Source organism: Pseudomonas sp. 21615526, from assembly GCF_013386245.1.
Lineage (GTDB): Bacteria > Pseudomonadota > Gammaproteobacteria > Pseudomonadales > Pseudomonadaceae > Aquipseudomonas.
In genome coordinates, this window is the sequence record NZ_JACAOM010000222.1 from 306 (window position 1) to 1,355 (window position 1,050).

Annotated in this window: 1 protein-coding gene and 1 pseudogene (1 of these 2 cut by a window edge); one reads left to right on the top strand and one right to left on the bottom strand. The window is 61.2% G+C overall.

From position 1 onward, the window contains the following. A pseudogene (locus HX786_RS31260) lies at positions 1–125 on the bottom strand (LysR substrate-binding domain-containing protein); its annotated part reaches 305 nt to the left of the window's first position; the annotation flags it as partial. A 97-nt stretch (positions 126–222) separates the two neighbouring features. On the opposite strand from HX786_RS31260, the gene HX786_RS31265 reads away from it, so the two are divergent. Then, positions 223–1,050, top strand: an 828-nt coding sequence (locus HX786_RS31265; protein ID WP_178913067.1) for a DMT family transporter, incomplete at its 3' end; no start/stop codon positions are given.

The following is a 1,050-nucleotide window of genomic DNA, read 5'->3' on the forward strand; positions in this document are numbered from 1 at the left end:
TCGCTTTCCAGTTGCTTGATGCGTGTGGTGATGTTGGACGGCACGCAGTGCAGTTGCAGGGCGGCCTGGGCCACGCTGCCGGTTTGTGCCACGGCTTTCACCATTTTCAGTTGGGCCAGTTCCATCGCTCAGTTCCAGTGATTACAGAAGTCAGAAACGGTTAATTGTCCTGCGCCTTGCCGGGGCCAAGACTGACGGCATTCCCACTGCTGGACGCCGTTCATGAAAGCCCCGTCACCTGTAAAGCTTACGCTAGTCACTGCCAGCGTCATCCTCTGTTGGGCGTATTCGCCGATTGGCGTGCATCTGGCCTTGCACAGCTACAGCCCTGGCCAGTTGGCCTTGGGGCGGTTCCTGATTGCTTCGGTATTGATGGCCGGCATCGCGTTGGTCATGAGGATCGAGCGGCCACGTCTGCGGGACCTGCCGTGGTTGCTGGTGCTGGGCTTCTTCGGGATTTTCCTGCATCACCTGACGATCAATTTCGGCCAGCAATTTGTCACGGCCGCTGCCTCCAGTGTGCTGGCGCAGTCGGTTCCGCTATTTACGGTGCTGGTGGCGTTTTTCGGCTTGAAGGAGCGAGTTACCGGCTGGCGCTGGGGTTGCGTGCTGCTGGGCTTGAGCGGAGTGCTGGTGGTGATCTGGGGCGAGCATGGCCTGGGGCAGATTGATCCCCGTGGACTGATGATCCTGCTGGCGGCGCTGTCGTGGAGCCTTTATTTCACCATCCAGAAACACTATTCCCGGCGCTACAGCCCGCTGACCACGGTGTGCTACACCGTGTGGTCGGGCACATTGCTGCTGTGTGTGTATTTGCCGGGTTTGCCGGCGGTGGTGTCGCAATCATCGACCCAAGCCAACTGGGCGGTGTTGTTGCTCGGCGCCTTTCCCAGCGCCCTGGCGTACCTGGCCTGGGCCTATGTGTTGCGGCATGTCGAGGTCAGCCGCGCGTCAGTGGCGTTGTACCTGGTGCCGCCGGTGGCGATGGTGATGGCCGCCACGCTGCTGGGCGAGCAGGTTTCGCTGCGCGTGGTGCTGGGTGGCCTGATC